Here is a 20,074-nt window from a genome sequence, read left to right as displayed (position 1 = left end):
CCCTATGGTCATCCTGGTCCCGGTATGCGATTTCGTTCTTGTGCGAGGCTTGCGAGGGCTGAGGAGGAGGAAGCGGCGCTTTCCGCAAGGCGGTGCCTTGAACGGCTGTCCTCGGTCGCAGTGGCTGCGCACCTCGCGGCCGAGATGATCAACAGAAACGATTCCGTCGGGCAACGACACCGCTTTCCACCTTGCACGGCACGCTTCTTGCAGTATTACTAATATTCTAATTCTTGGGGAGAAAGTGCCATGCAATGGAACACATCGGCGGATTTTGCGCCTCTTGTTCTTTTTGTTGGAGGCCGGCGAAAGCACAAGATCGTCAGGACGCTCCAGGACGCAGCCGAGGTTCTGATGATCGACTGGCCCCTTGACGACGGAGAGGAATACGTCGCGGCCGTGAAGGCCTGCGCCGATGCCGTCACCGGGCAAGCCGGGATGCATGAACTCAGAGAATTGCTTTTGAGCGCCGCCAGAGAGGCCGGCATCGCGGTTTTGTCGGTGATAGCAGACAACAGGAAGATGGCGCCGCATATGGCTGCGTGAAGACCGGGAGCCACGCTTCCGTAGCCTGCGCTGGTTCGACCTCCGGAATCGGCGTCATCGAACCAGGTTTGTAGACAAAGCATCGTCAATAGCCTTCGTTGGAAGGTGCCACTGTACGATTTCTGGAAGATTTGATTATCTGATCTTGGTAGCGATCAAGATTGGAATGGTGCCCAGAAGAGGACTGGCCATTAGCACCGTGTTTGCAGCTATAAATCAATGACTTAGGTCTGCACTGATCCCCCGTTTGTATTGGCATTTTGTACCATCGTCAACAGTCTTGCGTCCTGCATAAGCGAGGCATCTTGAGATGCTTCTTGTGCAAATCACGCGAACTCTGCGAAAGACTGGTAGAACCCGTTGCTAATGAAACCACCTTCCCGAGCCTTGCCTAGCCTCCATCTCACCTGTGGGACTGTTAGCTTCATCGCGACCGCAAGCTGTTCGATAGTCTTGAACTTACCGGTTTTGAGGAGGGCGATTGAGCTGGCTATCCCTTCGACGGTTGCTCGCTCCCTAGAGAGCTTCCACTTGAGGTAGCGCTGGCGTTTCGGGTCGATTATGATGTGAGGGTAAGGGGTGTCGCGTTCGGTCATGTCCTCTTACGGGTCCTCCTATGAGTAGTACCATGGTTGATATAAGGGTTACGTAGGTAGGCATTGGTAGCCATGGGTGTCGAAGGTGTAAGGGCCAGCCCCATCAGGAGGCCCCCAACCATGGTAGACCGAGGTCAACCTACGTACGTTGAAGACACATCGACCAGTCCAGGTAAGCCGACATGGTGAGAGAAGACATCACCCATCACCTGCTTGGCCACGATCGCATTGGAAGATGCCACAAGGATCGCGTCGTGTACGGGCAGGGCAACGATCCCATGAGATTTCAAGCTCAGCAGGATGTCGACCATGATCTGGCTCTCTTGACGTTGAACATGATGCCCAACTCCGGTGAAGAAGAGGTGTGCTATCGCGGGATGGTGGCGGATGATGGCTTCGGTGATTTCGGATATGTGAGTGCCTTTAGGAAAGTTCCCCACAGACCCCCGCAGCATCTTCCTCATGGGCGTTTCGCGGAAGACCATCGAACTGAAGACGACCTTGATACCCTTTCGATGCTCCTCAAAGCCGGGGATGGCGTAGAGGTCGGATGCAGCCGGAACGGCACCCGCCATGCCGTAGAGCTGCCTTGGTCCCATCTGAGCGTAGTCCAGCTCGACTATTGCCTCGCCGTCGATGACAAGGCGGTCAAACCGGCTTTCCTTGCTCATCCCCTGCCAGAAGCCACCAAAGAGACGACCGCCGCTCTCGAACCGTCCCCGAGTGAAGATGCGGCGCAAGTCTCGGTCGCTGGTGTCGGGAACGGGGCTGCCGTCAGTCTTGTAGGTTCCGTAGTCGATTTCGGCAGATCGCAGCCAATCGTTGATGTCCCGCATCTCCCGCCGAAAGAGTCTCGTCTCCTCCGTATCGTGGTAGTCGATAACCTGTGCTTCGTCCCAGAAGTCCGCCTTCTCGCTCTTCAGGATGATCGGTTCTGCCACGCAAGCTAGCCCGAGGTCGGCGAAGGTGATCCCCCCGGTGTCCAGACGTGCAAATAGCTTCGGACCAGGACGGATGGACGTGCGCCGCGCATCTTGCCGCCAATCGCTGTCGCCAATCTCTTGGACTATCCACCCCAGTTCTGGAGCGGCCAGCCTGTCAAGAACATCGGGGAAGGTCTTACCGTATACCCGTGGACGGTATCGGTTCCGGCCTCCAAGCACGGAATGTGACCGGGTCACGTAGATCGCATCTGGACGCCTGTAGAGCGCGTGATGCATCAGGTCACATAGGATGGACTCGACTGTAAGCTCGAAGGTTTCTTGGTCGTGTCCCTTTCGCCTTCGGGTGCGGAGCTTACCGTGCTCCTCGTAGCGTTCAACGTCAGCGATGCCCTCGGTGATGAGCGCCTTTGACGCCTCGGTCCTAGCGAAGCGCCACGGGCTGAATGGCGTGTCCACGGCCTTGCTGGTGTCTGTGGTGGCAGGTTCGTTCAAACAACGCCTCCGGTCAGCTCTGGTCCAAGGATCGCGTCCCGCTCGGTCCTGACCTTCTGGCGAGCGGCCTCCATGGCTTTTGCCTTCCGCTTGGCGATCTCGACGCCGTAACCAACGAGCTTCGTGGCCTCGATAATCGACCATAGAGCCGCTATCGTCCTCGGTGGCACCTCTCGGTAGACGCTGCGTGTCATCCCGTTCATGGACCAGTTGTACGCGGCCTCACGAGGGTTCAGGCGAAGCAGCATGCGTACGGTCTGGAAACGGAACCCGTTGTCGTACTTCCAGCGCCTCTGGTCATCCTCGTGCCAGTAGCCCATTGCCATGAGGAGCTTGGCTATGGTGATGCTGTCGGTCTCTTCGGACAGAGAGACGATTGCCTTGGATGCCTGAAGCTCGTGCACGTTGGCTGCAACGCCACGTTCTGTAGTCCTGATGTGGGCCTTCGCCGCAGCGACGGTGCGAGCCCAGATGTCGTTCATCGACTCGTAGGCATTGGTCGCCGAGACGGTGTTCAAATAGCTGTCGATTTCTTTGATGTAGGGTTTTAGGTCGGATTTCTTCACGCCGGTCTGGAGAGGGTGACCGTGGCGAACTTTCGTCCGCTTATGTTGTTCGCAGAGTGCACTGTAGCCGTTGACCTGAGCGGAGCATCCGCCAGCCTTGCAAGTTCTCATATGTGCGTGTGATCTCAATCTTTGGAAATGGGTCGGGCAAGGGATAAACCCTTGTTCATGCAGTACCCGCTGCATGGCTTACTGTACCGGGACCCTGAGGCACGGGAGCAAGACTTAGTTGAGCAGTCTTGATGATATGATGTGTCGCCCGTAGGCTTGGTGTCGTCTCGTCACGAAGGTGGCGGCTGTGCCGCTCGGTGTCGGAATGATGAGCTGTAGTTCTGTGGTGTCGTCAGGGGACGCGGGTTTCCTTCCCGGCCAATCCCTCACCGCTCGGTTCAACGTTCGGGCCACTGCCTTCCCGCCTTGCCACTGCTTGCGGCCAATGACCGCTCCCGATTTGGTGCTTTGGTTCCGCTATACGGGGCCGCTTCCGCTTCCCCTGCGCCGAGGTGGTGTCCCCAGACCGTTAGGCGGCATACATATGACGCTATCAATCGTACCCGTCAAGGGAAAAACGATAAAGATAGCAATAACAATGACTTGAGTAGACGCGGATCTGGTGTGGGAACGAGGGAATTCAGGGTGTCTGAGGTTGGCGTGGGAGAATATGTGGCCTCAAATTGGGAAAATATTAGAGCGGAGAATGAAGTCAAATCAAACCACCTGACCCCCGCAGCACCCAAGCGGCCACCTCTGCCGCGACCCTGCAACCCGTGCCTGTTGCCTCTTGAACAATGTTCCGCTCCGAGGAGCCGGAGAGACGCACCGGTTACCCCGGCCAATTTTCGGGTATCAATCCGATTTATACGCTCCTCCAAGTCTGACTCACTCACAATGTTCGCAGGGCCTGGCGACGCGTGAGCTATCCTCTTCGCTTCTTTGGTGACTTCCGCAACTCCTCGGCTTGCTCCCAAGATGCCACCTGCTGAGCGGCCTTGGCAGGGTCGGCTTTGATTCGAATGATGGTCTGCCGCACCAGTCCAGTCTTTCTGGCAATCTCACTGTTGCTGGTGCCGAGGCCAAGCAGGCGCATAACCTCGACAAGCTGGTCGCCATCGAAGGTCGGCTTGCGCCCGAGGAACTTCTCAGGCTCCTTGGTCTGCGCATGAGCAATCCCAATCCTCTGGGCGTCCTTGGTAGCCTCAAGCTGCGCCTGTGCCATGCCAGCCATGAATGTCATCATAGCGTCTCTGAGGGCCATCCCCATGGGGTCAGTGCGCGACCCGTCGAACTCCATGTCGTTGATGATGGTCTTGATGATCACGCCCCTGCGCATGAAATCGCGGATGGTGTCCGTCACGTCGTTGTAATCGCGGCCAAGACGATCGACCCACCGGACAACCAAGGTGTCACCTCGGCGTAGCAGATCAAGCAGGCGTTTGCCCTGTGGTCTGTCCTTCAGCGATACACTGCCCGAGACGCCATCATCGGTGACCACCTCATCGAAGACGTATCCCTTGGCCTCTGCTGCTGTCTTCTGGTGGTCTACGGTCTGATCAGCGGTCGAAACGCGGGCATACAGAACTGTCTTCGTCATTGTCGTGCATCCTGTCCATTGTGGCTGTGTACACAGACATGCGATGTCCATAAGGCAATGTCAACCCTTGTGGACATGCTGCCAACCCGCCAGACGGATGTACACTGCCGTATACCCTTATGGACGGACGTGGATGCAAACGCGGTAGACCGCTAGTGCGGCCGAAATCAATAACGACGCGCTCTGTTCCCGGTCTGCCATTCGTGGTAGCTCGCCTGAGCGGTTGTGGGAGATGGACATGAGAGTTTTTAGATTGGATCCGGTCACAGGTCTAAAGCAGTTCCCCATCAGGGAAGCCGGTCAATTTGTGCTTGGTGATCCAAAGCACGGGCGAAAGAAGCATACGGTGGCGAACAGGGTGTTAGTTGGGACGGAGCAAGAGATGATTGACCTAATTCTTAGGGGCCACTCCGTTAGGGTAGAGACTAGCACACGCCCATCGCTAGTTCGTCTCAACCTCTACGTCGACGGCAAGAAGGTGTCTTAGCCGCCTACATGGTGCTTGCCCGAGGCATCGGCCAATCGAGCCCGTCATCGAAGATTAGGGAAGTGCTCAGCGAAAGCCTGTCGAGCGCTCTCCCAACCCCGTGCCTCGTGTGGATGCTTCCACTTAACGGTGTTCAGCACATGGTACCCCGAGGCCTTCAACTGTTCCGCTAGGACCTTCTCAAGTGCCCCAACCAAATCACGTAGCGGCATATGTGCTGCCATTAGATCTGCCCGGGTCAACCCGTCGCCCTTGCGCACCTCATCATATAGAGGACCGTAGGCGATCAGTTCGAACCCACGACAATCTTCGGCGACAATACCCCGGTTAAGAAGGTGGCGTCTGAGGGCGTTCTGGTTCGGGGAGAAGCCGAGGTGCTGCCCCATTCTGGTGTACGGTGCGGTGGCATATGGGCTGGAGTTGTCGCCAGTCCTTCCGACATAGAGCAACTCTTGCCCGTTGGGCGCAGATACGCGCCAAACATACAACCAGAATCCCCGCTTTAGCATCGCGCCGGGCAGCGTCAGAATGTGCGTGGTCGTCATAGTCTCTACCTCGATCATTGCCGCGCTATCTACCGGGGTGCACCACAAGACAGCCGATGCCAACCCGGATATTCCTCCGATTTCCCGACAGCAACACCGCCCGCGATCCGTTCGCCCGGGTGTCCTATTGAAGTTCGAGGGGGGGGCGAGGGGGGATCGTCGCGTGGTCTGTCTCTATCATGCCACCTGAAATTTTTGCGCCAAAAAGGTCTGGCTCAATGATCAGATGCTCAATCTAAACATCACTCGACCGCGCTTCTCCCCGCGTTACCGGCGTATTTCTCGAACACCCACTGATATGTCCGCTCGACCTTCTCATCGAATACGCCTTGTCCATACGCCTGAGGCAGGCCGTCGTCATAGAGTTGCTGGATCGTCGCCTTGACTGCCGCCTTGGCTCGTTCCTTGAGCCGCCAGTCCAGAACTAGCTTCTCGGCCTTAAGCTTCTCCAACAGTGATTTAGCCACGCGTTTGACGAGGTCCTCATCCTCGGGTCCGAGCTTCGGTTCCGGCTGGGTCAGGATGTCGAAGATTGCCAGTTCTTCCTCGGTCAGACCCTGACGGATCGCTCGCTGGTCCTCGGTGTTCATATCGCCGACCAGTGCCAGGAGCTGATTGAAGAAGTCGGCGGCGGTCAGGCTTCCGGCATTGTATTGCGCGACCAGAGCCTCGAAGCGCTCGACGAGGCCACGGCGCGTCGGATTGCGAGCGGCCATTTCCTCCAGCCTATCCTCGACGGCCCGACGAAGACGCTGTGTCTCGGTGCGCTGGCGGTTGCCCGTGTCAAACATAGCCCTCAGGCGCTCGATGTCGATCCGGGAGAGGTCGAACAAGCCGGTCGTGTCACCATCTTCGCGAATAGGTGCCGTAATCTCCACACTTGCAATCGAGTTGTCGAGCAAGGCTTCGATTTTGCTGGAGACCTCGGAAATGTCCGGCCTTTCAGTGAGAGAGCGGATACGCTCAGCGATGACCTCGATGGCTGCCGAAATCTTGCGATAGCGTTCGGCTCGGGCGTCGGGAAGGACGGCCTTGAACGTGTTCCAGACATTGGAAGCCAGCGCGAGGAAGGTACGGCGCTCGGGGTCGGTTCCGTTCAGCGCCTCCACGGCATCGCCGAGCCTCCTCAGCCGGTCAAAGCCAGATACCTCAAGTATCGCGCCCGGATCTACGTCCCGCGCTCGGCAGAAGGCAAGAGCCTCGTCAATGGCTTGGACAAGGTCATCGACAAGTGCAGACTTGTCTTCGATGGGCTTGGCATTCGTCGCGCCGCCCACGGCATAGATGGCGAGCGCCTTCTCCAGATTACGGAAGATGCCGACATAGTCGACGATCAGACCGGCCTTCTTGCCCGGCGCATTGCGGTTGGCCCGGGCGATAGTCTGCATTAGCGTGTGGTTCTTCATCGGCTTGTCGAGATAAATGGTCGAGCAAGTCGGCACATCGAAGCCGGTGATCCACATGGCGCAGACGAATACTAGCCGAAGCGGGTCGCTGCCCTTCTTGAACCGTTCGTCCAGATCCCCTTCGATCATGCGTCTGCGGTGTGCACGAATGTCGAGACCCTTAGCCTCCATGTCGGCGATTTCGTTCTGGCCTTGGCTGACCACGACGGCCATGTCCGTCTCGCGCATGAAGGCGATGACTGCGGCCAAGGCCTCACGCTGGTCGACGGCGGCTGAAACAAGGGCTGCCTCGCGCCGTGCAATCTCAGCATTCCAAGCGCGGCGAACCTTGTCGTACATCCGCACCGCCGTCGCCTTGTCGATGGCCACGAACATGGCCTTGCCGCGATAACCGCGACTGACGAAGTGGCGAACGAGGTCCTCGGCAATCCGGTGCAGACGGTCCTCGCGGGTGATCAGGTGGTATTGGGTGCCGAGGCGTTTCTCGAGTTCGCGCTCCTGTTCCTCGTTGAGGTCGCCCTCTTCGATAACGGCCTCCAGATCCTCGGCGAAGCTCTCGTTGGCAAACTCCAGCTCTGGGATGCGGTTCTCGTAGTAGAGCGGAACCGTGGCTCCGTCCTCGGTCGACTGCTGGTAGGTGTAGGTCGAGACATAATCGCCGAAGACGTCGCGGGTCTTCTCTTCCCCAGCCATCAGCGGTGTCCCAGTGAAGCCGATGAATGCGGCGTTCGGCAGAGCCCGGCGCATGTTGGCAGCTAGCGTGTCATATTGCGACCGATGGGCCTCGTCTGCGATGACGATGATATTCGACCGTTCTGAGAGGACAGGAAAGGTCTCGCCCTTGGCGGTACCGAACTTGTGGATCAGGGTGAAGACGTAGCGCTCGTTCCCCCTGAGCAGCGTCTTCAGATGCTCCTTCGATCCGGCGCGAACTTCCCGCACATCCTTGGTCACCGCTCCACAGGCGGCGAAGACGTCGGAAACCTGTTTGTCCAATTCCTCGCGGTCGGTGACGATGACGAAGGTCCAAGCTCCGGGGATCGTCCGCAGCACCTTTCGCGTGAAGGTCAGCATGGAAAGGCTCTTGCCGGACCCTTGCGTGTGCCAGAAGACCCCGAGCTTGCCCCGGTTCTCCCCGAGGTTGACCACAGCCTGAACCGCCTTGTTCACTCCGAGGAACTGATGGTTCTGGGCAATCTTCTTGACGAGCCCGTCCTTGGTTTCCTCAAAGATGAGGAAGTTCTCGACAAGGTCGATCAAGCGTTCTGGCGTGGCGGCGGCCCGAATGGCGGTTTCAAGCGACACGCGGCCCGGCTCGGTCTCGTCGTCGATCCGCTTCCATTCTTTGTAAGTGTCCCAGGGCGAGTAAGCCGATGCGCCGATCCGGGTGTCGAGCCCATTGGAAACCAGAACAAAGCCATTGGGCCGGAAGAGTTGCGGAATGCTGTCGCGGTAGTCGCGGACATTGTCGCGATAGGCATCCTCGATCCGCCTGTGTCCGGCCTTCAGCTCGACGAAGAGCAGCGGCACTCCGTTGACAAAGCCGATCAGATCCGTGCGTCGGCGGTGAAGTTCGCCCGAAATCCAGACCTGAGAGATCAGGGTGAAGTCATTGGCCGCGAGATCTCGCCAGTCGATAACACGGACCCTTTCCTTGGCCATCTCGCCGTCATCGTCGCGGAATTCGACATCTACCCCGTCCCGCACCAGTTCCAGAACTTCCCGGTTCGCGGCCATCGGAACCATCGATGCGCGGTCCTGCGTTAGGGTGTCGAAGGCAAGGTCAAGTGCGTCTTGTGGCAGGTCAGGGTTCAGGCTTGAAAGCGCTGTCCGTAGCGTCTTGGTCAGATAGGGGTCGCGCAGCGTGTCGCGAAACGGCGAGCCGTCAGGACCGAAGTTCTCCTCGTAAAGATTGAAGTGGCTCCAGCCGAGGCGCTCCAGAAGCTCGATTGCCGGTTTCTCGACCAGCCCATCTTCGGAGAAGCCGGTCAGCGTGGCGCGGGTGCCCTCGGGAATGCCGTACTGGACGTCCTTTGGGGTGTTCGCCATGGGCTATTCCGCCGCCTCGGCAAAGGTCTCTTCGGCGGTGGAGACGTCGATTTCGCCAGAGATCAGTTTGGGGAGCAGAAGGTCGCGAGCGGCGCGAAGGCTGTCATTCTGACGTGAAACGATCGCTATCTGTTCCATCATTGGCGTAACAAGTTGCTCAAACCGGTGAGCCAGATGTTCGGGCGGAAAGGCAAATACCAGCTCGCCCAACGCGCCCTTTGTAATTTCCTTGAAGGTGGCGCCACTAGCCACGGCCTCCATGCGCGGGAACTCTCGTTTCAACATATGTAAGAGGAAATAGACAGGTGTTCGGCTGCTAGGAATGAAGGTGATGAAGCCTTGGTTCGTCGTCGCCGGTTCTGTGTTGATCGCAAACACCCCAAGGGTGGCACGGCTCGTCATCATGATAGAGAGTGCCGGGAACCACCGAGCGGAGCTTTTGGCTAGGCCCTCCTTGGTGATCATGAGCGACGACCGACGGAGGAACGTTTGTCCCGATTTGGTCAAATCAGTTGGCGTGAACCATTGTACGTCGCCATCAAGCCAATAGCTCGGCTCAGACTTGGAAGGCGTGCCGCCGCCTGTATAAACGAGCGCCTGTCGGGCGGTCTCTATCTGCCAACCATCCGGGATCATCCCGAGCTCCGTCTCGACCAACGGCACGGCCTCATGGTGCGGATAGCGGAAGCGGACGAACCATTCATCGAACAGCCGCCGAGCCATGTCCTCAAGGATCGCGCTGCGCCGCAGGTTGACCTCGATCAGATCATCGTAGGCCGAAAGAATGTGAGCGATGCGTTGCTGCTTGTCGACATCAGGTGCCCTCACCGGAAGTAGATGAAGGTGATTGCGGTTTAGAGTTGGGTTCGAAGAACCGACATCGTAGACAGCCAAATTCATCGACTTCAAAAGGTAGAACACAAACTTCCTATCGTTGCCTTTGAAGTCCTTGACCCACAGTGTGGTATCGTGCGCCCAATAAGGGCCCTTGATATAGAAGGCCTTTCCAAGAGTTCCTTTTCGACCAATAACAACACCGGGCCCAACGTCTGTGTAGGCAATGTGGGTAGAGATCGGTCCAGACGACGATACGACGGGATAAGGCCCCTCGCTTTGCTCTTTCTTGGTGATGTCATATCCACGCTGAAGCGTGATCAAATCACCGAGAAGGCAATCATTCCGTTCCGCGTCATCCATTGAGGGCCTCGGCGAGATTTTGGGCAATGACTGACTGCAGCCGTGCCGCCTCGACGTTCAGTGCCTCCAGCTCCTCGTGCAGCTCCTCCAGCTTCTCCCGGAAATCCTCGTCATCTGCCTCCCCAACTGCCGCCCCGACATAGCGCCCCGGGTTAAGCGACCATCCTTGGCCTTCGATCTCGGCGCGAGTGGCGCTGCGGCATAGACCGGCGACATCACCATAGGCTAGACCCGGGAAACGCTCCTCCAGCCAGGCCTTGGACTGTGTGAAGAACTCCGGCTCCTCGCCGCGCCAGAGCCGCACGATGTTGGCCAGAGCCTCGACCTGTTCTTCGGTGAAGTCGCGATGGGCGCGGTCGATCTGGCGGAAGATGTGTCGGGCATCGAGGAACAGCACCTCGTCGACCCTTGGACCATTCCTCTTGCCCTTGTCGAAGAACCACAAGGTGCAGGGAAGCGTTACCGTTAGGAAGAAGTTAGGCCCCACCGAGACGATCACATCGACGCTGCCGCTTTCGATCAGCTTCTTGCGGATCTCCTGTTCGGTGCCTCGCGCATCGGCTGCGGAATTGGCCATGACGAAACCGGCGCGGCCCGTCTCGTTCAGCCGCGACCAGAAGAACTGGATCCAAAGATAGTTGGCATTGTCGGCACTCGGGACACCGTGTGGAAAGCGGTTGGCGACGTCAAGCAGCTTGCTCTTATCAAGTTCCTTCACGTTGAAGGGAGGATTGGCCATGACGAAATCGAAGCCACCCCGCCCCTCGTAACGACCCTTGTCGTTCTTGTTTGGCATCACCTCTTCGAAGACCGGGTCGCGATACGTGTCGGCGTCGAGGATCTTACCGGAGAGGCCGTGCACAGCAAGATTCATCTGGGCCAAGCGCCAAGTCTCCCGGGTGCGCTCGACACCATAGATCGACAGTTCCTTGTCAGGCTCCCGCTGATGGCGCTTCACGAAATCCGCCGAATGCACGAACATGCCTCCCGAGCCACAGGCCGGGTCCAAAATGCGCCCGTGATAGGGCTCGATGATTTCGACGATCAACCGGACGATGGACGACGGCGTGTAGAACTCGCCACCTTTCTGCATGGTGTCCTTGGCGAAATTCCCCATGAAGTATTCGTAGACATGGCCGAACGCGTCGCCGCTGATCTTGAGCGGCTGGAGTTCGCGGAGCAGTTCGACCAGAACGTCGTCGGGGATCGACTGGTAGGTCTTCGGCAGGACATCGACCAGTTCCGGGTTCTTAGCTTCGATCTCCCGCATGGCGGTCGTTAGCGCACGGCCAAGGTTCGATCCTTCAGGAAGGGCAAGCAGGAACGAGAACCGGGCCTCCGGCGGCAGGAAGATCGCCCCTTCGGCTTTATAGGCTTCCGGGCCGGGCTTGATACGGGAGCCTTCACGTGGCGCAAGCCTTGCTTCAACCTCGGTAAACCGCTCGTCGGCATGGCGTAGGAACAGGAGGCCGAGTACGGGTCGGGCATACTCAGCCGGCAGAATGCCAGAATTGGCCCGGAGCTTGTCTGCGGTGGTCCACAGTTTGTCGGAGATCGTCTTGAGGTCTGCTGCCATAATTTCAATTCTGTATTTGTGAAGGTTAGCCGGAGCGACTGGAGGACGCAGAGGACTGTGCAAGACCTCGTGTGGGGCGTCAATACGACGCTGCGGAGATAGTGATTTGGCGGCTTATCGCCGGTGGCGATGCATCTTCACTTCACAGCTTCAAAGAAAGACAGGTGGGGGCGGAAATCAATCCCCATGTTCTCTAAGCAGCTTGGGAGGCAGTAGTTTGGAGAGATCTAGCCCCCGGAAGTTGATTTGCTCAACTTTCTTCCCGAAATCGCGGGTCCCGTAGTTCCGATTGGCGGTCTTCCCTTTCCCGACGTAGTGCCCCTGTATCCACTCGCGCTCCTCTTCCGTTATGCCCGAACGTGCAGCCGCAGTTGTCCAGGTATCCCTGAAGCCGCGCAGCGGTTTGTTGCCGCTTTCTGGAATGGCTTTGTGCTCCCGTGCATATTTGCCCCACCATATTGCGAAGCTGGAATGGAGATAGCCGAGCTTGCCCTTAGTGGTCAGCAGCGGGAATACTGCCAGTTCTCCGGCTTGGCGGAGCCCCTCCACATAGTCGACAAAGCCAAGCTCAATGAGTTTCTCGGTGATGGGAAGGCTACGCCGTACTAGAGCGTTGCCGTCAGCTTTGATGTGTCTAGGACCCTTTACGGGATGAAGCCCTTCGTCTGTAATTCTGAGGCACCAAAGGGCTTCCTCGTCATCGTAAGTGATATCACTCACGAGAAGCTGGCACATTTCCTCCGGGCGAGTACCATAGGTTAGAAGGAGAAGAGGAAGCCAGAATGCTGCCTCACCCCGGCCACCTTTGGGACGCTCTCCCTTCGTAAAGACCGGAAGATTGAAAAGAGCTTGGAGCTGGGTCGGCGAAAAGCCTTCATTTGCCTCAGGCGGACGTTCATCGACCCGCTGCTCACCGAATGGATTGTCGAGCGAACGATCCACAAAGCCGCGTTGTCTGGCCCAAGCCCAGATTGAGTTGAGATGGCTGACGTGGCCGTTCACGCTCTTGCCGGTGAGCCGGGGAACATCCTGGCGCGTTTCATAGGCGGCCACCATCTCTCGTAGACCAAGAGCGCGGTGCTCCTTGCCCGGAGTGGCCGGCTTTTTCTGAAGGAGGAATATCCAGTCGGCGACTTCCCGGCGTGTAATAGTTTCCATTTCGCGAGTTCCATAGATGCTCTCAAACAACCGAAGCGCTGTCTCGGTAGCCTGAGCGGTCGCCTCGCTCTTATTCTTCATCGTGAGCTTCTTCTTGGCTAGCTCCCGCAGCGTTAGGCCGCCGGAGATCACCTGCTGCACCGTCGAGGTCTTTGGAGGCTCTGGCGTCGGTACGATCACCCCTGACTGCCTCTGTAGCCTTGCTTCGCTGACTTCGATCAGCATCCCAAGATAAGCCTTGGCGAGCCGCCGGAAGCTCAAGCTTTGCGGATCGACGAAAAGCCCATGAGAGGCACACACATCTGTGAGCTCACCGATGTGGAAGGCGTCGACCGTTCCGCGAGCATAGTCGTGTCTGAGGTTTGCTAGGTACGCCTCAAGCGTTTCTTGTCGACTATTCCATCGACGGTCGGAATCGTCATTTGCGATTGCGCAGGCGCCTGAAGCAGCAAGCTGCTGACGAACATGCTCGAACAGGATGTCCGCTTCTTGGTCGAATCGGTCCTCATCATCTTCCCAGAGCAAATTACTGCGCTCGGTTCCAATGATATGAGTAATCATCTCAGCGCTGAGTTCATCATAGGAACCAAGTGAGCGCTTCTTCGCCACCTCCAGTAGGCCTTCACACTCCTTGGCCGCCGCCGAATAACGGGCGGTGATCTCAGCGCTGTTTTGGCTGCCTGAGCCAAGCCATCGTACAAATTCTGTGAGGTTGCCAGCGACGTGCGGCCTAAGCGTAACGGGGATTACCTTTCGGTATTTCCACCGACCATTTACGTTGTAAAGATTGCGCACCACGACACCCATTGTGAAACTGCCTTTGTACCAGAAGTTTGTACCAAGCGCAGTTCGCAAGTCTTTGATCTTGCTGAAACACATGTCCTAACAAGGACTTATAATGGGAATGGTGCCCAGAAGAGGACTCGAACCTCCACGCCTCGCGGCACAGGTACCTGAAACCTGCGCGTCTACCAATTCCGCCATCTGGGCGACGGAGAGCGATGTAAGGGGGTGGCCTGCGACTGTCAACTGGGTTTTTGAAGTTTTCCTGACAGTTGGCAAAAAACTGCAATTCGCATCGGGAGAAGTGCGGCCGGATAGGCATAGCGCCGGTGCCTGCGCGCCCTATATAAGGGAAGGATCAAAAGGAATTGGATCATGCCCGCTCCCCGCACGCTTCTGCTCGCCGGCCTTTTGGCCGTCCTGTCGCCCGCAATGGCAGCCGCCGATTCGCTGAAGGTGGGTAGGCCGGGGCTCGGGCCGGTCAATACGGGATCGACGCTTTGCGATTTTCGCGGCTGCTTCGGCTTCGGACCGCAGCAATGGCATCGCCCGGCCTATGTCCAGCCGAATTACCGTCCAAGGGGCGCGGGGCCGACCTATTACCTGCCGGGGGCGGCCGGGCGGCCGCAGCTCACCTATGATCCGCCGCCGGTGCGCCGCGTGCAGCCGAAGGATCCGAACAAGCACATCGCCTGGTGCACCAATGAATACCGCTCCTACAATCCGAGGACGGATCATTTCCTCACCTATGAGGGCGTCTACCGGGTCTGCCGCTCGCCCTATCGCTGAGGGATGCCGCAGTCAGCTTTCGAGCGAAGCGCGGTCGACATGGCCGAGATCGCGGCCGGGCTCGACGATGTCGCGGACCCGCTGCTTCAGCTCCTTCGGCCCGGGAAAGCCGCCGTCGCGCTTGCGTTCCCAGATGAGGTCGCCATTGACGCGGATCTCGAAATTGCCGCCGGTGGCGGGGATCAGCGTCACTTCGGCGAGGCTGTCGGAAAAGGTGTGAAGCAGTTCCTGCGCCATCCAGGCGGCGCGCAGCAGCCAGTTACATTGAGTGCAGTAGAGGATCGAGACGCGGGCTTTGTCGGTCATAGCGGTTTCCTTTCGTTCAGGCTGGTTTAAGCCGTGCGGGCTGCTCACGCAATCGGCCTCGCACAACCGTCTTGCCTGCTGCTTGCGGGCATGGTTTTCTCCCGCCGTCGGCCATATCGGAAAAAGCCTATGCGAGTCGCAGTCGTCGAAAACATGAGGAACACCGGTCTTGGCGCGCTTGCCAGGGCGCTCGACGAGGCGGGAGCGGAGATCGAGTGGTTCCGGGTGTGGCAGGACGGTACCCTGCCGCAAGATGTATCCGGCCATGATGCACTCGTCGTTCTCGGCGGCGAGCAGAGCGCGCTGGATGACGATACGCACCCGTACCTGCCGGCACTCGTGCGGCTGGCGCGCCGCTTCGGCGATGCCGGCAGGGCCGTGCTCGGCATCTGCCTCGGCAGCCAGATCCTTGCCAGAGCCTATGGCGCCGACAATCTGCTGGGCGCCGCCCACGAGTTCGGCTGGCACAGCATCGGCGTCACCAGTGAAGGCCGGGCCGATCCGCTGCTGTCCGATGTGGGCGGCGAATTCACCATCTTTCAGTGGCACGCCGATACGTTTTCCTTGCCGGAAGGCGCGGTTCGCCTCGCGTCGAGCCCCATCGCGGAGAACCAGGCCTTCCGTATCGGCCGCGCCGTCTACGGCACCCAGTTTCACTTCGAGGCCGATACTGCGGTCGTCGGGCAGTGGAAGGCCGAATTCCCCGGCACGATCGAGCGCATCGCTCCCGGCTGGCTGGAGAATTATAGTGAATTGGCGACGCGCCATGGTGCCGCCGCCGATGCCGCAGGCCTTGCCATCGCGCGCGCCTGGGTCAGCCTCATCGAGCGGCAGGAGGCTCGGCCACTGTCGCGGGCGATTGCGTGAGGGGCGAGGCGATGCCGGCAAGCGAACGCGAAAAGATGGTGGCCGGTGAATGGTATTGCTGCCTCGACGACGAGCTCGATCTGCTGCGCCGGCAGGCGCGCCTGGCCGTCCACGCCCACAACACCTTGCCGCCCGACGAGCGCGGCGCCGCAGCACCTGCCCTGAGGGCGCTCTTTGCCGAGGCCGCGCCCAATATCTTCATCGAAGTGCCGTTCCACTGCTCCTACGGCATCAATATCGTTCTCGGCGAGCGCGTCTATTTCAATGCCGGCTGCACCATCCTTGACTCCGGCAGCGTCATCATCGGCGATCGCACCATGTTCGGGCCGGGCGTGCAGATCTATTGTGCCGAACATCACAAGGATCTCGCCCTTCGCCGCGCGGGCATCGAGATCGCCCGGCCCGTCGAGATCGGCAGCGACGTCTGGATCGGCGGCGGCGCCATCATCCTCGGTGGGGTGGCGATCGGCGATGGCGCGATCGTCGGCGCCGGTGCCGTCGTGACGAAGGACGTACCGGCAGGTGCAACCGTCGTCGGCAATCCCGCGCGCCAGATAAGCCGCTTCTGAGATTCCTGCCCGCAGGCTCCCTCGACAACGGCGCCGGCTCCGCTAGATCAGATGGCGGAAGGGGAGAGATATCATGACAGCACGGAACTTACCCATGGAAGGTGGCTGCCGCTGCGGCCGGGTGCGGTTGAAGATCAGCGCGCCGCCGCTGCTCACCATGGCCTGCCATTGCACGGGCTGCCAAAAGATGACGGCAAGCGCCTATTCACTGAGCGCCGCCATCCCGAGCGAAGGTTTCGAGGTCACGAAAGGCGAGCCCGTCATCGGCGGCCTGCACGGCACGACGAAGCATTATTTCTGCCCACACTGCATGAGCTGGATGTTCACCCGGCCGGAAGGCATGGACTGGTTCGTCAACCTGCGCGTCACCATGCTCGATGATCCGAGCTGGTTCACGCCCTTCATCGAGACATGGACCAGCGAGAAGCTGGCATTTGCCGAGACGGGAGCGGTTTACAGCTACGCGGCGCTGCCTGAAATGGCGGCCTATGAGGGGTTGGTGAAGGAGTATATGAGCAAGGGATGAGTCAAAACTGCCTGTATTTCGCAAATGGCAAGCCATGCTTTGCGACATACTCATTTTGCTCCGCGATCGCCTCGGCGTTCTCAACTCGCCAAAGTCTTTCGCGTTCTTCACGAGGCAGCGTTTCGTCATCGCTCGTTTTTTGATCGAGAGGTTGGGCTTTGCTGCTCTCTTCGATCGCGGAATCGGTAGTGGCGCCCGACACCGATCCAGTTGTTCGACTTTCATTCTTCATTGCAATCTCCGCCGGATATGCCAGCGCGCTAGCGCTGGCATCATACTCGCGATCTTCAAGTGGCACCCCTCTCAAGAGCGACCTCCCGGCTACCAATGTGCTTTCGTTCCTTGAGAACGTCGTTCACACGGCCGGGATTAACATCATAGCTCGCAGCTATCCGATTTTGATATTCCCCATTCCAACTGCGGAGCCATATTTCGACTGCATCGCTGAAAGTGAGTACATAACTCGGCCTCTCGGTATCGTTCATTGAACGATCCTTTCGTAGATGATGCCCTCTTGAAACGGAGACCAGGAAATGCGATTCTGAATTAGTCAAGGTTCAGAGATCGGCATTCCCAGTTCATCCGTCCAACGGATTCGGGCTTGTCCGCTGACACCACGGGTCACATTTCATGCCGACTGGTACTCGGTATGTTGTGTGGCCCTTTTCGTTATAGCCAACCGCAACGGTGCTCATTGGTGCGGCCGGCTACGTCTCTTCTAAAAAATGCGCTCATATCATTCTTCCTTCATCTCAGCTTGCGCGCCCACGACGCTTTTACAGACGCTTTACCAAGGTCGGTGAGCACGTAGCTTCCTCTGGTGAGAGCTTCACCCCTGCGGTAGGTGGCGAGCCCTCTTTTTTCCAACGCTCTATGGCTGACTAGATTGCGTATCACTTGACTCAGTCTGTCGTCACTCCTGCCCTTGAGAGGCATCAAATCAGCAGTCGTTGGTCGTATGATTTCACGGAGCTTCCTGGCTAAAACAGCAATCTCCAGACCATTCTGCTCATCCCCATACTTAGCAATTAATGCGATTGCTGGATCGATCAGGTCCTTCTCCGATGTACGCCCGTTAACCATGTAAGCCTGTGCATTTCCGTAATTCTTGAACGACTATACGGAATCCGAATCCCCTTTGCAAGGATTCGTTAACCATTTCTGATCTCGTTTTGTCCCAAGTTGCGCAAAAAAAGAGGAGACTTATGTCTCCTCCTGGAAAGAAGCTTTGCCGAAGCGTTATTCGTCGCCCATTTTCAGTGCGGCGATGAAGGCTTCCTGCGGAATCTCCACCTTGCCGAACTGGCGCATGCGCTTCTTGCCGGCCTTTTGCTTGTCGAGCAGCTTGCGCTTGCGCGTGGCGTCGCCGCCGTAGCATTTCGCCGTCACGTCCTTGCGCAGCGCTGAGATCGTCTCGCGGGCGATGACGTTGCCGCCGATCGCGGCCTGGATCGGGATCTTGAACATGTGCTTCGGGATCAGTTCTTTGAGCTTCTCGCACATGTCGCGGCCGCGCTTTTCGGCGGCGGTGCGGTGCACCATCATCGACAGCGCATCGACCGGCTCGCCGTTGACGAGGATCGACATCTTCACGAGGTTGCCCTCGCGGTGGTCGGTGAGCGTATAGTCGAAGGAGGCATAGCCCTTCGAGATCGATTTCAGCCGGTCGTAGAAATCGAAGACGACTTCGTTGAGCGGCAGGTCGTAGGTCAGCATCGCGCGCGTGCCGACATAGGTCAGCTCGATCTGGATGCCGCGCCGGTCCTGGCAGAGCTTCAGGATGCCGCCGAGATAATCGTCGGGCGTCAGGATCGTCGCGCGGATCCACGGCTCGTGGATTTCCGAGATCTTGACGACGTCGGGCATGTCGGCCGGATTGTGCAGCTCGCGCTCCGTGCCGTCGGTCATGAACATCTTGTAGACGACGGAAGGGGCGGTGGCGATGAGGTCGAGGTCGAACTCGCGCTCCAGCCGTTCCTGGATGATTTCGAGATGTAAGAGGCCGAGGAAGCCGCAGCGGAAGCCGAAACCCAGAGCAGCAGACGATTCCATCTCGAAGGAGAAGGAGGCGTCGTTGAGGCGAAGTTTGCCCATGGCGGCGCGCAGATCTTCGAAATCGGCGGCATCGACCGGGAACAGCCCGCAGAACACCACCGGCTGCGCCGGCTTGAAGCCCGGCAGCGCCTGGGCCGTCGGCCGCTTGTCCTCGGTGATCGTGTCGCCGACGCGGGTATCGGCCACTTCCTTGATCGAGGCAGTGATGAAGCCGATCTCGCCGGGGCCGAGGCTTTCGACATTGACCATCTTCGGCGTCAGCACGCCGACGCGTTCCACCTGATATTTGGCATCGGTGCCCATCATCCGGATCGTCTGGCCCTTCGTCAGCACGCCGTCGATGATGCGCACCAGAACCATGACGCCGAGATAGGTGTCGTACCAGCTGTCGACGAGCAGTGCCTTCAGCGGCGCCTTTTCGCCGCCCGGGCTCTTCGGCGCCGGCAGCTTGTGGACGATCGCTTCCAGCACGTCGGGAATGCCGAGGCCTGTTTTGGCCGAGATCAGCACCGCCTCGGAAGCGTCGATGCCGATCACTTCCTCGATCTGTTCCTTGATGCGGTCGGGTTCGGCCGCCGGCAGGTCGATCTTGTTGAGAACGGTGACGAGCTCGTGATTGTTGTCGATCGCCTGATAGACGTTAGCGAGCGTCTGCGCTTCCACGCCCTGCGAGGCGTCGACGACGAGTAGAGAACCCTCGCAGGCCGACAGCGACCGCGAGACTTCATAGGCGAAGTCGACGTGGCCGGGCGTGTCGATCAGGTTGAGGATGTACTTTTCGCCATTGTTCGCCTGGTAGTGCAGGCGCACCGTCTGGGCCTTGATGGTGATGCCGCGCTCGCGCTCGATATCCATATTGTCGAGCACCTGCTCGGACATTTCGCGCTCGGCAAGGCCGCCTGTCGTCTGGATCAGACGGTCGGCCAGCGTCGATTTGCCGTGGTCGATATGGGCCACGATCGAGAAGTTGCGGATATGGGACAGCGGAGTGGTGGAATTGGTGCTCATGCGCGCCATATAGCAGCG

17 protein-coding genes and 1 tRNA gene are annotated in these 20,074 nt (G+C 58.6%); 5 read left to right on the top strand and 13 right to left on the bottom strand.

The window, feature by feature from the left end:
- Window positions 1–249: 249 nt before the first annotated feature.
- Window positions 250–546, top strand: coding sequence for a DUF982 domain-containing protein (locus ATY77_RS06005; RefSeq protein WP_088686546.1), 297 nt, complete (start codon window positions 250–252; stop codon window positions 544–546).
- A gap of 326 nt (window positions 547–872) precedes the next feature.
- Here ATY77_RS06005 and ATY77_RS06000 read toward each other — a convergent pair whose 3' ends face one another.
- The 10 genes from ATY77_RS06000 to ATY77_RS05950 form a co-directional block, all read right to left on the bottom strand.
- Window positions 873–1,142 carry a hypothetical protein gene (locus ATY77_RS06000; protein WP_088686545.1) on the bottom strand — a complete coding sequence of 90 codons (270 nt, stop codon included), beginning with the start codon at window positions 1,140–1,142 and terminating at the stop codon, window positions 873–875.
- Window positions 1,143–1,276: 134 nt separating this feature from the next.
- Window positions 1,277–2,578 (bottom strand): hypothetical protein, encoded by a 1,302-nt coding sequence (locus tag ATY77_RS05995; protein WP_088686544.1) that lies wholly within the window; start codon window positions 2,576–2,578, stop codon window positions 1,277–1,279.
- Window positions 2,575–3,144, bottom strand: coding sequence for a hypothetical protein (locus ATY77_RS05990; protein WP_141103912.1), 570 nt, complete (start codon window positions 3,142–3,144; stop codon window positions 2,575–2,577). Before ATY77_RS05990 ends, ATY77_RS05995 begins: the two co-directional genes overlap by 4 nt.
- A 916-nt stretch (window positions 3,145–4,060) precedes the next feature.
- Window positions 4,061–4,735, bottom strand: coding sequence for a recombinase family protein (locus ATY77_RS05985; RefSeq protein WP_088686542.1), 675 nt, complete (start codon window positions 4,733–4,735; stop codon window positions 4,061–4,063).
- Between the two features lie 531 nt (window positions 4,736–5,266).
- A complete protein-coding gene (locus ATY77_RS05975) occupies window positions 5,267–5,767 on the bottom strand; it encodes a hypothetical protein (RefSeq protein WP_141103911.1) in 501 nt (166 codons plus the stop codon).
- A 242-nt stretch (window positions 5,768–6,009) separates the two neighbouring features.
- Entirely contained in the window at window positions 6,010–9,222 is a 3,213-nt protein-coding gene (locus ATY77_RS05970) for a type I restriction endonuclease subunit R (RefSeq protein WP_088686539.1), read from the bottom strand.
- 3 nt (window positions 9,223–9,225) lie between these two features.
- The gene (locus tag ATY77_RS05965; RefSeq protein ID WP_088686538.1) at window positions 9,226–10,419 is read right to left on the bottom strand and encodes a restriction endonuclease subunit S; all 1,194 of its coding nucleotides are present in this window, start codon (window positions 10,417–10,419) and stop codon (window positions 9,226–9,228) included.
- Window positions 10,412–11,995 carry a class I SAM-dependent DNA methyltransferase gene (locus ATY77_RS05960; protein WP_088686537.1) on the bottom strand — a complete coding sequence of 528 codons (1,584 nt, stop codon included), beginning with the start codon at window positions 11,993–11,995 and terminating at the stop codon, window positions 10,412–10,414. The genes ATY77_RS05965 and ATY77_RS05960 overlap by 8 nt, the downstream gene beginning before the upstream one ends.
- Before the next feature lie 177 nt (window positions 11,996–12,172).
- On the bottom strand, window positions 12,173–13,960 hold the full coding sequence (locus tag ATY77_RS05955) for a hypothetical protein (protein WP_088686536.1): 1,788 nt from the start codon (window positions 13,958–13,960) through the stop codon (window positions 12,173–12,175).
- 98 nt (window positions 13,961–14,058) lie between these two features.
- Window positions 14,059–14,143, bottom strand: a tRNA-Leu gene (locus tag ATY77_RS05950).
- A 168-nt stretch (window positions 14,144–14,311) separates the two neighbouring features.
- Between ATY77_RS05950 and ATY77_RS05945 the strand changes: the two genes are divergently transcribed.
- Window positions 14,312–14,725, top strand: a complete 414-nt coding sequence (locus tag ATY77_RS05945) for a BA14K family protein (protein WP_088686535.1) — start codon at window positions 14,312–14,314, stop codon at window positions 14,723–14,725.
- Window positions 14,726–14,737: 12 nt separating this feature from the next.
- Here ATY77_RS05945 and ATY77_RS05940 read toward each other — a convergent pair whose 3' ends face one another.
- Window positions 14,738–15,031, bottom strand: coding sequence for a SelT/SelW/SelH family protein (locus ATY77_RS05940; RefSeq protein ID WP_088686534.1), 294 nt, complete (start codon window positions 15,029–15,031; stop codon window positions 14,738–14,740).
- A 129-nt stretch (window positions 15,032–15,160) separates the two neighbouring features.
- On the opposite strand from ATY77_RS05940, the gene ATY77_RS05935 reads away from it, so the two are divergent.
- The 3 genes from ATY77_RS05935 (at window position 15,161) to ATY77_RS05925 (ending at window position 16,993) form a co-directional block, all read left to right on the top strand.
- The gene (locus tag ATY77_RS05935; protein ID WP_088686533.1) at window positions 15,161–15,898 is read left to right on the top strand and encodes a type 1 glutamine amidotransferase; all 738 of its coding nucleotides are present in this window, start codon (window positions 15,161–15,163) and stop codon (window positions 15,896–15,898) included.
- A gap of 11 nt (window positions 15,899–15,909) precedes the next feature.
- Window positions 15,910–16,467, top strand: coding sequence for a sugar O-acetyltransferase (locus tag ATY77_RS05930; RefSeq protein ID WP_088686532.1), 558 nt, complete (start codon window positions 15,910–15,912; stop codon window positions 16,465–16,467).
- 73 nt (window positions 16,468–16,540) lie between these two features.
- Window positions 16,541–16,993 carry a GFA family protein gene (locus ATY77_RS05925; RefSeq protein WP_088686531.1) on the top strand — a complete coding sequence of 151 codons (453 nt, stop codon included), beginning with the start codon at window positions 16,541–16,543 and terminating at the stop codon, window positions 16,991–16,993.
- A gap of 1 nt (window position 16,994) precedes the next feature.
- Here ATY77_RS05925 and ATY77_RS05920 read toward each other — a convergent pair whose 3' ends face one another.
- Window positions 16,995–17,225, bottom strand: coding sequence for a type II toxin-antitoxin system CcdA family antitoxin (locus ATY77_RS05920; RefSeq protein WP_088686530.1), 231 nt, complete (start codon window positions 17,223–17,225; stop codon window positions 16,995–16,997).
- Between the two features lie 1,007 nt (window positions 17,226–18,232).
- Window positions 18,233–20,065, bottom strand: coding sequence for a translation elongation factor 4 (gene lepA / locus ATY77_RS05905; protein ID WP_088686527.1), 1,833 nt, complete (start codon window positions 20,063–20,065; stop codon window positions 18,233–18,235).
- Window positions 20,066–20,074: the final 9 nt, after the last annotated feature.

Source organism: Rhizobium sp. R634 (genome assembly GCF_002211305.1).
GTDB lineage: Bacteria > Pseudomonadota > Alphaproteobacteria > Rhizobiales > Rhizobiaceae > Rhizobium.
Note: the sequence above shows the minus strand (reverse complement) of the source record. Positions and strands in the feature narration are given on the sequence as shown.

Coding starts and splice junctions, on each gene's coding strand:
- ATY77_RS05970 (WP_088686539.1), bottom strand. CDS start 9,222: ATGGCGAACACCCCAAAGGACGTCCAGTACGGCATTCCCGAGGGCACC.
- ATY77_RS05975 (WP_141103911.1), bottom strand. CDS start 5,767: ATGACGACCACGCACATTCTGACGCTGCCCGGCGCGATGCTAAAGCGG.
- ATY77_RS05920 (WP_088686530.1), bottom strand. CDS start 17,225: ATGAAGAATGAAAGTCGAACAACTGGATCGGTGTCGGGCGCCACTACC.
- ATY77_RS05965 (WP_088686538.1), bottom strand. CDS start 10,419: ATGGATGACGCGGAACGGAATGATTGCCTTCTCGGTGATTTGATCACG.
- ATY77_RS05985 (WP_088686542.1), bottom strand. CDS start 4,735: ATGACGAAGACAGTTCTGTATGCCCGCGTTTCGACCGCTGATCAGACC.
- ATY77_RS06000 (WP_088686545.1), bottom strand. CDS start 1,142: ATGACCGAACGCGACACCCCTTACCCTCACATCATAATCGACCCGAAA.
- ATY77_RS05955 (WP_088686536.1), bottom strand. CDS start 13,960: ATGGGTGTCGTGGTGCGCAATCTTTACAACGTAAATGGTCGGTGGAAA.
- ATY77_RS05935 (WP_088686533.1), top strand. CDS start 15,161: ATGCGAGTCGCAGTCGTCGAAAACATGAGGAACACCGGTCTTGGCGCG.
- ATY77_RS05960 (WP_088686537.1), bottom strand. CDS start 11,995: ATGGCAGCAGACCTCAAGACGATCTCCGACAAACTGTGGACCACCGCA.
- ATY77_RS06005 (WP_088686546.1), top strand. CDS start 250: ATGCAATGGAACACATCGGCGGATTTTGCGCCTCTTGTTCTTTTTGTT.
- ATY77_RS05940 (WP_088686534.1), bottom strand. CDS start 15,031: ATGACCGACAAAGCCCGCGTCTCGATCCTCTACTGCACTCAATGTAAC.
- ATY77_RS05945 (WP_088686535.1), top strand. CDS start 14,312: ATGCCCGCTCCCCGCACGCTTCTGCTCGCCGGCCTTTTGGCCGTCCTG.
- ATY77_RS05930 (WP_088686532.1), top strand. CDS start 15,910: ATGCCGGCAAGCGAACGCGAAAAGATGGTGGCCGGTGAATGGTATTGC.
- lepA (WP_088686527.1), bottom strand. CDS start 20,065: ATGGCGCGCATGAGCACCAATTCCACCACTCCGCTGTCCCATATCCGC.
- ATY77_RS05925 (WP_088686531.1), top strand. CDS start 16,541: ATGACAGCACGGAACTTACCCATGGAAGGTGGCTGCCGCTGCGGCCGG.